8 protein-coding genes are annotated in these 11,018 nt (G+C 67.9%); 4 read left to right on the top strand and 4 right to left on the bottom strand.

All coding sequences use genetic code 11. The features are described from left to right. Positions 1-265, top strand: a 265-nt coding sequence (locus E1261_RS19605; protein WP_338033937.1) for a hypothetical protein, incomplete at its 5' end; no start/stop codon positions are given. Here E1261_RS19605 and E1261_RS19600 read toward each other — a convergent pair. Then, positions 262-1,200, bottom strand: coding sequence for a GlxA family transcriptional regulator (locus E1261_RS19600; protein WP_132408425.1), 939 nt, complete (start codon positions 1,198-1,200; stop codon positions 262-264). The two genes, E1261_RS19605 and E1261_RS19600, sit on opposite strands and share 4 nt — an antisense overlap. Before the next feature lie 84 nt (positions 1,201-1,284). Between E1261_RS19600 and E1261_RS19595 the strand changes: the two genes are divergently transcribed. After that, complete coding sequence (locus E1261_RS19595; RefSeq protein ID WP_132408423.1) at positions 1,285-2,037, top strand: MBL fold metallo-hydrolase; 753 nt, start codon at positions 1,285-1,287, stop codon at positions 2,035-2,037. Positions 2,038-2,167: 130 nt separating this feature from the next. Then, positions 2,168-2,617 carry a lamin tail domain-containing protein gene (locus tag E1261_RS19590; RefSeq protein ID WP_165952568.1) on the top strand — a complete coding sequence of 150 codons (450 nt, stop codon included), beginning with the start codon at positions 2,168-2,170 and terminating at the stop codon, positions 2,615-2,617. On the opposite strand, the gene E1261_RS19585 is transcribed toward E1261_RS19590, so the two are convergent. Beyond that, positions 2,614-3,861, bottom strand: coding sequence for a M1 family metallopeptidase (locus tag E1261_RS19585; RefSeq protein WP_132408419.1), 1,248 nt, complete (start codon positions 3,859-3,861; stop codon positions 2,614-2,616). The two genes, E1261_RS19590 and E1261_RS19585, sit on opposite strands and share 4 nt — an antisense overlap. Before the next feature lie 11 nt (positions 3,862-3,872). After that, positions 3,873-4,730: an MOSC domain-containing protein gene (locus tag E1261_RS19580; protein WP_202874851.1), complete on the bottom strand. Its 858-nt coding sequence runs from the start codon at positions 4,728-4,730 to the stop codon at positions 3,873-3,875. Positions 4,731-4,806: 76 nt separating this feature from the next. Here E1261_RS19580 and E1261_RS19575 point away from each other — a divergent pair, with 76 nt between their 5' ends. Beyond that, the gene (locus E1261_RS19575; protein WP_165952567.1) at positions 4,807-5,295 is read left to right on the top strand and encodes a helix-turn-helix domain-containing protein; all 489 of its coding nucleotides are present in this window, start codon (positions 4,807-4,809) and stop codon (positions 5,293-5,295) included. On the opposite strand, the gene E1261_RS19570 is transcribed toward E1261_RS19575, so the two are convergent. After that, entirely contained in the window at positions 5,264-11,017 is a 5,754-nt protein-coding gene (locus E1261_RS19570) for a DUF7927 domain-containing protein (RefSeq protein WP_132408415.1), read from the bottom strand. The genes E1261_RS19575 and E1261_RS19570 overlap by 32 nt on opposite strands. Position 11,018 lies beyond the last annotated feature (1 nt).

Below are 11,018 nucleotides of genomic sequence, written 5' to 3'. Positions count from 1 at the left end.
GTTCGGGGAACGTGAACGTGGGGACCTGGATCCGGAGCGGCCGGCGCATTTCGGGATTCCGCCGGATGCGCTGGCGGACGAGCGACCTGATCGGCGGCCGGAGGAGGCCAAGCGGATGGGGTTGAGCCGGCATACCGAGGAGGGGGCGGTGTTGTCGTTCGCCTCGGGGCTGGATCGGGGGAAGCCGTGGCATCGGATGATGGCGTGGATCCTGCTGGTGACGTTCGCGGCGCCGGCGATCTACACGTTGTTCTGGCTGCTTTAGACCGGGGCGAAGTCCTGGCGGTGCCGTTGGGGCGTGGTGCCCAGGACCGCGTGGAAGTGGTGGCGGAGGGCAGCGCTACTGCCGAAGCCGCTGGCGGTGGCTACGCGTTCGACCGGGTGGTCCGTGGTTTCCAGGAGCAGGCGGGCGCGGTCCAGCCGTTGCTGCAGGAGCCACGCTTGCCCTGAGCTACCGGTCCGGGCCCGGAACTGACGGGTGAACGTACGGCGGGACAGCGCGACCGCGGCTGCCCATTCGTCGAGGGATACCGGCTGATCGAGCCGGGCGCGCGCCCACACCATGGCCTTCTCGATCACGTCGTCGCCGGGGTCGGGCGGGACCGGGACCGGGATGTACTGCGCCTGCGACCCACTCCGGTGGGGCGCGATCACGAGGTCGCGGGCGCGCGCCTCGGCCGCCTCCACGCCGTACTGCGTGCGCACCAGGTGCAGGCAGCAGTCGAGCGACGACGCCGTACCGGCCGAGGTCATCACGTCGCCGAGGTCCGACCAGAGCACATCAGCCCGTACGGCGAGGTCGGGGTGCCGGGCTTGCAGGTCCGCCGCCCAGCGCCAGTGCGTCACCACCTCACGGCCGTCCGCGATCCCGCTCGCGGCGACCAGGTACGCGCCGATGCACAGCCCAAGCACCACAGCCCCACGTGCATGCGCCTGCCGGATCGCGGTCAAGAGCACCGGGGACGGCGTCCGCGACGGCTCCCAGCTCGGCAGGATCACCACATCGGCCGTCTCCATCACCGACAACCCGTGCTCGACCGTGATCCCGAACCCGGCATTGGTCCGCAGCGACCCCGGCTCCTCAGCACACACGCGGACGTCGTACCGGCCGCCACCCCAAGGATCACCGAGGACCAGGCACGGCACGGACAGGTGGAACGGGCTCATCCCATCAAAGGCCAGTACGGCGACGCTGCGCATGACCCGAGTATATGGCCCGATCTTCAGGAACTATGGCTCTCGGGCCAATGGTGAGACTGACCGCCGCGAAGGAGGATCGAGGACATGAAGATCACGCATATCGGTGGGCCGACCGCGCTGTTCACGTACGGCGGCCTGACCTTCCTGACCGACCCTGCCTTCGACCCGCCGCGCGAGTACCAGATGCCGGGCGGCCGGGTGATGACCAAGTTGACCGGCCCGGCGATCCCAGCGGCCGACCTCGGCCCGGTCGACGTCGTACTGCTGTCGCACGACGAGCACTTCGACAACCTCGACGAGTCCGGGCGTGCCCTGCTGCCGTCGATCCCGACCGTGCTGTCGACCCCGGGTGCGGGCACCCGGATCCCCGGTGTCCAGGGCCTGGCGAACTGGGAGTCGATCGAGCTTGAAGGCGGCGTCACAGTGACCGCCGTACCGGCGCTGCACGGACCGGAAGGCGCGGACGCCGTACTGGGTGTCGTCACCGGCTTCGTCCTGCAAAGCCCCGGCCTGCCAACCGTCTATGTGTCCGGCGACAACGCGTCGGTCGACCTGGTCAAGCAGATCGCCGACCGCTTCGCGCCGTTCGGCATCGCCGTGCTCTTCGCCGGTGGCGCGCGGACCGCGCTGCTCGATGGCGCGAACCTCACGCTGACCTCCGCGGAAGCCGTCGAGGCCGCCCATCTGCTCGCGCCGGCGACGATCATCCCGGTCCATACCGAGGGCTGGGCGCACTTCACCGAAGGCCCGGACCAGTTCGCGCAGGCCTTCGCCGCGGCCGGTCTCACCGACCGTCTGCAGCTCCTCGAGCACGGGGTGGCCACCGAGGTTCGTTGAGCCCTTGACGAACACGGAGCGTCACTCCTAAGGTCACCAGGGCCGGGGAACCGGCATCATCAGGGCCGGGGGGAATCTGGCCCATTGCCTGAGGGGAACTTCCTTGTTCACGCGACGTTTCAGCATGCCCATGGCCAAGGCGACTGCCGGGATCGCGGCGGCGGTCTTCGCCTCCGCAACTCTGGTCGCTCCGGCCGAGGCGGCGGCACCGCAGTTCCTGATCGCCGGGATCCAGTACGACCCGGCCGGTAAGGACACCAGGACCAACGCACACATCAACCTCGAGTACATCAGCATCCGCAACAACACCACGCGTCCGCTCAGCCTGAAGGGCTACCGGATCCGCGATGCCGCCAGCCACGTCTACTTCTTCCCGCCGACCTTCGTCCTGAAGGCCCGCACTACGGTCCTGGTGCACACCGGCAAGGGCCGCAACAGCGCGAACCACCTGTACTGGGGTTCGGGCAACTACATCTGGAACAACACCGGCGACACCGCTCGCCTGCAGAACTCGCTGAACAGGGTCATCGACTTCTGCACCTACCAGGCCGTCACGGGCCGGGCGGCCGTCACCTGTTAGCCGATGCCGTGATCGCGCCAGAACGGAGCGAGGTCGACTGAACTGGCGGCCTGCGCGGCGGCCTTGAAAGCGGCCGGGGTGACCACCCCGTGCCAATGGGTCTTCGCGTAGGTCGCCAGCAGGCGCTCCATCGCCGGCGTACCGATCAGGCGTTCCAGCTCGTGCAGCATGCAGGAACCGTAGGTGTAGACAAAGGTCCCGTACGACGTATCGTGCGCACCCCAATAGCCCATGTCCCGAGTGATTGCCACGGGCAACGTCCCCGGCCAGCACCCGGCGCGATGATTACCCTCGAAGACATCGGTGGCGTACGTCGCGAACGACTCGTCCAGCCAGGGATCGGCATATTCGTTGTTGCCGACAATCCCGTACCACCACTGATGAGCCACCTCGTGAACGACCGGACTCTTCGGTGAGATCAGCAACACGAACCCGGGGTACTCCATCCCACTGAACGCCGTCCACCGATCGTTCAGCACCAGATCGAGCTCATGATCCGGATAGGCCCCGAACCGCCGACCGAACTCGTCCAGCGCCGCAGCAGCATCAGCCCGAGCCGACGAAACCGCATCCGCCGTCACCGTCGGCGTCGCCCACGTCCGCACCGTCACACCACCCGGCGACGTGATCGACGTAGTCCGGAACGGACCAGCAGCCCAGGCGAAATCCCTTACCTGCCTAGCGATTGCAACACCGTCGCTCAATACCCCGGTCGACGGTACGGCGAGATTCCCGGTATGCATGAGCCGTACGGCGAAGTCGGCCGCGACCGTGTAGAAGCTCTCCCCGATCCCCACATCACGCTCGAGATGCCAGCCGGCCGCATCCCGGACCGCCAGCACCGGAAGCGCGTTCCCGAAGAAGCTGAACTCCCCCGAACGCCCGAACCGATCCTCGCGATCCGGCGCGGTCAGCTTCACGTCGAAGCTGATCGAGGCCCGCTTCCCCGGTTCCAGCCGCTCCTTCAGCGGAAACTTGACCACCGTGCAATCACGCATGGCGGTGCCACCCGTGACCACCACCGAGCCACACCCCCGCGAGTTACCCCACAGCCGCACATAGACCTCCGGCAGCGACTCCGCCGCCGTGTTCGTGAAGCTGATCGTCTCCCGCCCCGACCAGGTCCGGCCGTCCGGCGTACCGGTCAGCTCAACCTCGTACGACGGCACGCTCGGCGCCGGCGGCGAGCTAGGGGCCGCTAGCAACGAGATCGGGGCCAACAGCAACAGTAGGAGCCGGTGCACAGCTCCGGACGCTACCGGGTGGCGGGCGCCGGATCCGTCCCGGCCGGGATCCAGTCGTGTACCAAGATCTCATCACCGACCGTGACCGTCCCGCCGGTCAGCACGGCCGCCTTCATTCCGAAGCTGACCCCACCGCCGTACGCCGGCTCCCGCCGATAGGTGGCCAGAGTCCGGGTCGGCTCCGGCCCGGACTTCTGCCCGGTGGCCTGGTCGACCGTCGGCACCGCACACCGGATCGCGCGCGCCGAGTACCCGATCTCGACCGCGCCGACCGACATCCGCAGTACTCGATCCTCGGTGTGCGGCTCGGACCAGCCGGAGACCACGACGTTCGGCCGGAAGCGGTTCATCGGGATCGCCTCGCCGCCGCGGCTCGCGATCCGCTCGTTCAGCCCGTCGAGCGACGAGAGCGAGGTCACGAGCAGCGCATGCGCGTCGCCGAAGCCGGTCTCACCGCGATGCACACCCCAGCCCGGCCGCTCGTGCTCCGGCGTCACCCGAACGAGGCCCACCGGCCGGTCGAGCCGCGCGGAGAACCACTCGTCCGCCGCCGCGGCCTGGACCACGCCCTGCCCGAACCACCGGGCGAACAGGCTGACGTCGCGCCGCTTCCCGTCGTACTGGATCGGTACGTCGAGGTCCGGGGCACCCAACGCGGACAATCGCAGGCTGTCACCTACGAGCTCGGCCCGCAGCGCAGCCATCGCGGGCACCGACCGCTGGCTGAGGAACACGCCCTCGCTGTCGACCAGCATGAAAGTGCGGTCACCGGCGACTCCGCTCGGCCCGATCTCGGCCTGCTCGACCGGCACGCCGGACAGCCCCTTCACGGGGTAGTGGACCAGGGCAGCCACACGCGCGACAGACATGGCCTCATCTTACGGGTCCGACGTCACTTGAATTGTTCGTTCATGTTGACTTATGTTTGATCACGAGGAGGTTGCCATGGAGCTGGAAGCGTTCACCGGCGCTCTGCAGCGCGTCCGTCAGGATGCCGGTCTCAGCTATCGCGAGCTGGCCGATCAGGCCCACTACTCGCACGCCCATCTGGTCCGCGCAACCAGCGGGAAGCAGCTACCGAGCTGGCCGGTGACAGTCGCGTTCCTGAGCGGATGCGACGTACCGGCTGAGCTCCTGCCGATCTGGCGGCGGCACTGGGAGGCGGCCGCCGGCGACCCCCAGGACGTCAGCGAGCTGGTGCGCGCGGCCGCGACCCCGGAGGACCTCGGCGCGGCGCTCACCGCGCTGACCCGGCCGCGATCACTCCGCTCGCTGGAGCGGCTCACGGGGATCCCGCGGGCCACCCTGCAGAGCTGGCTGCGAGGTGGCCGGGTACCGCGGCCGGATCGGCTCGATCAGTTCATCGTGGCGCTCGGCGCGAGCCGCACCGAGCGCCTCGCCTTCAGCGACTGTGTCGATCGGCTCGCCGGCTGACCACGATCAGCACAGTCCCGGCCGCCAGCAGGATGAACGCCATCGCGACCGCCCAGAACCCGAACGGACTACCGGTGTCCGGCAGCTGACCAGCGGGCTTGGGATTCACTGTGACGGTCACCGAGCTGGTGTTGTCCCGCGGATCCGGATCGGGCGTCACCGACGTCGCGGTCGCCGTGTTCGCCACCGACTTGCTCCCGGACTTCGGATCCACCACCACATCGAGCAGGATCTCCGCGGTCGTGCCGGGATCGATCCGCTCGATCGCACAGGTGACCAGCTGCCCGACTGCCTGGCACCACGTCGGCTTCGCCCACAACCGCAGCCCGGCGGCCAGCTCATCGCTCACCGACACCTTCAGCGCAACCGACGGACCGGCGTTGTGCACCGCGATCCGGTAGCGCAACGAACCGCCCGCAACCACACTCGGGCTGGACGCCGTCTTGAATACCTCGAGGTTCGCCGACCGCCCAGGACGCCCGACGACCTTCGCCTCGTTGTTGGCGCTCACCGGATCCGGCGTGGCCGACCCCACCCGCGCCACGTTCGCCAGCTCCCCACTGAACCCCGGTACGACGGTCGCCCGGATCATCACCGTGATCGTCGCGCCCTCGGCGAGCACCGCCGTACCGCACTCAACCGTCCCGGCCTCGGGAGCATCCGGCGCACCCAGCGCCGTCGGCGGCAGCACGACGCACGGGCCGGTCGCGGACACCTTGGTGAAACCGCGCGGCAGCTCGTCGGTGATCACGACCTTGCGCGCATCGGACGAGCCGTTGTTCTTCACGGTCAGCGTGTACGTCACCTGCTGACCCGCGACCGGGTTGGCCGGGGACATCGTCTTGGTGATGGCCAGATCCGCCTGGGCGGCCACCGGCGAAACGCTGGTCGCGGTGTTGTTGTCCTTGTCCGGATCGAGGGTCGGTGACGTGGCGGTCGCGGTGTTCGTCACCGTCGCGCCGTCATACCCCGCAGCCAGCTTCACCCGAATCGAGAGCAGCACCTGCCCGATCGGTACGTCGCCCAGCGCGCAGCGGACCGTGGATCCGTCGACCTGGCACGGCATTCCCGCCGACACTATGATCAGACCGGCCGGGATCGTGTCGGTCACCAGCACCGAACGTGCGACCGATGGGCCGGCGTTGGTGACCACGATCGCGTAATCGAAGGTGCTGCCCGGCGTGGCGGTCCCCGGCTCGGACTGCTTTGTCACCTGCAGGTCTGCGCTGGTACCAACCGGGATCGTGACCGTCGAACTGTTGTTGGTGTCATCGGGATCGGGCACTGGCGATTTCACCGTGGCAGTGTTCGCAACCGTCGCACCGGTGTAGCCGGAGTCGAGAGCAGCGGTGACAACGACCGTTGTCGACTTCCCCGCGACCAGCGAGCCCAGCGCGCACTCGATCTTCGGCCCACTGATCTTGCACGAAGGCTCGACCTTGATCAGGGTGAGCCCGGTCGGCAGCGTGTCCGCCAGCACGACCCCTGACGCATCCGACGGGCCGTTGTTCACGACGGTGAGGCGATACGTCACGCCCCCACCGGCGGTCGCAGACTTCTCGTCACTGGCCTTGATGACCGCGAGATCGGCGGACTGATCGACCTCGGTGGTGATCGTGCTGGTGTTGTCCTTGGGCTCCGGATCCGGCGTCGTACTGGTGACACTGGCCGCGTTCGTGATCGACCCGGTCCGACCTGAATCGACCTTGACCCGGATCTGCACGACCGCCTCGGCGCCCGGTCCCATCGCCCCGAGCGTGCAGCTCACCGCCGTGGTGCAGTTGCCATCGGCACTAGTTGCCTCCAGCACCGATAGGCCGGTCGGCAGGGTGTCTGTCACAGTAACGGCCTGCGCACTCGAGGGACCGTTGTTGTGCACGGTCAGGGCGTAGAGGCCCTCGCCACCGGCGACCAGTGGCGACGGCTTCATCGACTTGGTGATCGACAGGTTGGCCGAGGCCGTGACCACGGTGTCGGCCGTGCCGCGGTTGTTGGAGTCGTTCGGATCGGGCGTCTGTGAACTCACGGTCGCGGCATTGGTCAACTTGCCCGGCGCGAGGGCCGGGTCGACGTTGGTCACCACCGTGATGACAAGTTCACCACCGGGCTTGAGCCGACCGGCCGGGCAAATCACGACCGGCTCCGAGACCGACGGATCCTGGAGGCAGTCGCCGGCTGAGCTTGTTCCGCGGACGTACGTCGTACCGGCTGGGAGCGTGTCGGTGACGACGGCACCGACCGCGTCGGACGGTCCGGCATTGCGAACCGTCAGCGTGTAGATCAGTTCGTTGCCCGCGACAACGGTCGAGGGAGCGGACTTGGTGATCGAGAGATCCGCCTGCGCCTGGACGGTCGTCGTACTGGTCGCGGTGTTGTCGGAGTCGGTCGGATCCTCCGGCGTCTTCGCACCGGCCGAGGCCGTGTTGGTCAGCGCACCCGGAGCAGTCGCCGGAGCGAGCGTGCCCGTGACTGTGACGACGAAGTTGCCTCCAGCAACCAGCGTCGCCAGCTCGCAGGTCACTCGGCCGTCACTCACCTTGCAGGTCGCGCCACCGGTCGCGGAGGCGTTCACTCCGGTCACCGCGGCCGGTACGTCGTCGTCCAGCGTCACGGTCTGCGCGTCGGACGGGCCGGCGTTCCCGACGGTCAGCTTGTAGGTGATCGCTTGACCAGCGACGACCGGATCGGGGCTGACGGACTTGGTCAGCGTGATGTTCGCCTGGGCTCCGGTGAGCAGCATGTACGTCGCAGTGTTGTTGTCTGCAACAGGATCCGGGGTCGGCGATGCAACCTTCGCTGTGTTGGCGAACTCGTTCGGCGGCGCGCCGGAGGGAACGTTCGCGACTACCTTCACCGTGACTTTGTCGCCTGGGGCAACTGTTCCGATCGCGCAGGTGACTGTGCCGTCGGCCTGCTCGCACGAGCCCTGTGACGTGGTGGCCGAGGTGTACTTCAGCGGCGCCGGAACGGGGTCTGTGACCGTGACCGACTGTGCGGCGGACGGGCCGTTGTTGGTGATCGTCAGCGTGTACGTGACAGGTTGTCCGGCCAGGACCGGTGCGGGCTGCGCGGTCTTGACGATCACCAGGTCCGCACTCGCGCTCAGGGTGTCAGTCGTGCGGCCGGTGTTGTTGGTCTTCTCCGGGTCAGGCGTCGCACTGGTTGCAGTCGCACTGTTGGTCAGCGTGCCGGTGGCCGTCGCGGACACCTTGGCAGTAACCGTGATAGTTGCGGTCGAACCAGCCCCGAGGTCACCCAGCGCGCAGCGAAGCGCGGCGGACGACACCGTGCAGGAGCCAGCCGTCGAGTCGGCGGTTGCGTCACTCAATGCGGCCGGAAGGTCATCGGCCACCTGCACCGCACGAGCATCGGACGGACCGTCGTTGCGCACGGTGATCTGGTAGGTGACCTGCCTACCCGGGACCACCGGGTTCGTGACGGTCTGCTTGCCGACCACCAGGTCGGCCTTCGGATCACCTGGCGTGATGGTCGCCGTACCGGTGTTGTTGGACGTGTCCGGATCCGGAGTCGCACTGGAGACGGCCGCGCTGTTGGTCAGCGGGCCACCCTGGTACGCCGAATCGAGGGTGGCCGTGACCTGTATGACCAGCGTGGCCTTGCTGGCCAGGGTGTCGACGAGGCAGGTGATCTCTTGACCGGCCGCCGAACACCCTGCAGGGGCGGGGGCCTGGGCGTCGATGATCGTCAGACCGGCCGGGAGCGAATCAGCCACCCGGACCTGCTGGGCCTCGGACGGGCCGTTGTTCTTCACGGTCAGCGTGTACTTGACCTTCTCGCCGGCGGCCGGGTTGGACGGGACAACCACCTTGTCGATCGAGAGGTCGGCGGCCCGGATCACCGGGGTGGTGACCGAGGCCGTGTTGTTGTTCGGATTCGGGTCGCTGGTCGAGCTGGTCCCGGTGGCGACGTTCGTCAGACTGGTCGCCGTACTGGCTTCCGGGACCTTCACCACGACGGTGATCGCGACACTCGATCCGGAAGGGATATCGCCGAGCGTGCAGGCCAGCGTGCCACTGCAGGTGCCTTGGGCCGGCTTGGCCGAGACCAACTCGACACCGCCGGGCAGAGTGTCGGTGACCGCAACATCCTTCGCCGTACTCGGACCGTTGTTCTTGGCAACGATCGTGTAGGTGAGATCGGCGCCGGCCGGCACCGGATCCGGCGTACCGGTCTTGGCGAGCTCGAGATCGGCCGAGGCGGCCACCGGAGTGCGGACGTCGTCGGTGCGGTAGGTGTACGGCTTGTTGAGGGTCTCGGCGATGTAATCGAGGTAGCCGGTGTTCACCACCGTCGTCCCGGCCGCGGCGTCGTCGAGGGTGACGCGGAAGTGGACCGTGGTGCTCTGGTTCTTCTTCAGCCGACCACCGGTAGTTGCGTCTGCACCCGTGCCGACTCGGAAACGGACGGTTCGCGAGGCTGCGTCGTACTCGGCCTGGTCGTCACCGGGCTGGTCGGTCTTCGCCCCGGCCACGGCGCCCAGCGATACGTTGAGCGAGCCCGGGACGTACGTCGTGTTCGGCGGAAGGATGTCGCGAGCTGTGGCTTTCAACGCATCGTCGTCACCGGTGTTGCCGTAGCTGAGCGTGTATTCGAGGGTGTCGCCGATCTTCGCCGGGTCGTTGCCGGCCAGGTTGCGTACAGTCTTGGTGCCCTTGATCGCTGGGGCGTAGAGGTCGATCTGGGTGGTCAGCGCGGCTGGGTAGTAGAAATCGCCGGTGCTGGCGAAGGTGAGCTCCGCGCTCGCAGCGCTGTTCGCGAGGATGCCGGCGGCATCCACCACCTTCGCGTCGAGGCCGAGGTTGTTCAGCGCGGCCGGCTTGCGGTCGGTGAGGTTGGCGCCGGCATCGGTGACCCGGCTGCTGAAGAAGTTGGCCGACGGACTCTGCGCATCCGCGAGGCGGGTGCCGTTGACCGCGAAGTAGTCACCGCTGATCCCGGCGTCGCCTTCGTACGTCACGCTGCCGAAGCGGGCGTTCACCGCGCCGCTCGGCGGGGCCAGGAAGCCGGAGATGCTGGTCTTGATCACATCACCGGTGGTCACCCGCGCGTAGCCGTTGAAGACGGTCAGGTCGCGCAGCGGCTCGTCCGCGTCCTCATAGGCGATCACGAGGCTCCAACCGGCGTACCGGTCCGATCCGGTGCCTGCGGCAACATCTGCACCCCAGTACTCGCCGCTGCCGGCCTGCTGCACCGCCTCGGTGACATCGAGGTACGACGAGTAGTCCTGGGTCTGCGCGCTCAGATAGTCGGTGCGTCCGGCCGTCAGCGTCTCGTACGTCGTTGCCCCCGGCACCTTGAGCTTGATCGTCTTACCGTCACCAGAGCTCGCCGTACCGCCATTGCCTGCAGCCCGGGACGCTCCCCAGAACAGTCCGGCGTAGATGACCTTCGCGCCGTCGGGCACGCTGACCGTTGCCGCCGACGACGACTTCGTCCCGCCGTCCGCGTCCGCATCGAGCAGACGCATCTCCCATCCGTTGTTCGAGGCCCCTGAACTGCTGCCGGCCAGCGCGGACTTACAGGCGGTGACCGCAGTGTCGCAGGTCTCCAGCGCGTTGCCGGTGATCCGAATCGCGCCGTTGGTCTGGGTACCGAAAACCTTGCCGAAGGCCCGGATCGTCTCCGCCTGGGCCGTTGCCGTGGGCACCAGACCGAATCCGGCGACGAGCAGCAGAGCGATCCCCAGGCGTAGCCGACCCATC

It is taken from the genome of Kribbella albertanoniae (genome assembly GCF_004348455.1).
Lineage (GTDB): Bacteria > Actinomycetota > Actinomycetes > Propionibacteriales > Kribbellaceae > Kribbella > Kribbella albertanoniae.
Note: the sequence above shows the minus strand (reverse complement) of the source record. Positions and strands in the feature narration are given on the sequence as shown.

Bases quoted from the DNA above. Each gene is read 5' to 3' on its own strand.
- E1261_RS19600 (WP_132408425.1), bottom strand. From the start codon at position 1,200: ATGCGCAGCGTCGCCGTACTGGCCTTTGATGGGATGAGCCCGTTCCAC.
- E1261_RS19595 (WP_132408423.1), top strand. From the start codon at position 1,285: ATGAAGATCACGCATATCGGTGGGCCGACCGCGCTGTTCACGTACGGC.
- E1261_RS19590 (WP_165952568.1), top strand. From the start codon at position 2,168: ATGGCCAAGGCGACTGCCGGGATCGCGGCGGCGGTCTTCGCCTCCGCA.
- E1261_RS19580 (WP_202874851.1), bottom strand. From the start codon at position 4,730: ATGTCTGTCGCGCGTGTGGCTGCCCTGGTCCACTACCCCGTGAAGGGG.
- E1261_RS19575 (WP_165952567.1), top strand. From the start codon at position 4,807: ATGGAGCTGGAAGCGTTCACCGGCGCTCTGCAGCGCGTCCGTCAGGAT.
- E1261_RS19570 (WP_132408415.1), bottom strand. From the start codon at position 11,017: ATGGGTCGGCTACGCCTGGGGATCGCTCTGCTGCTCGTCGCCGGATTC.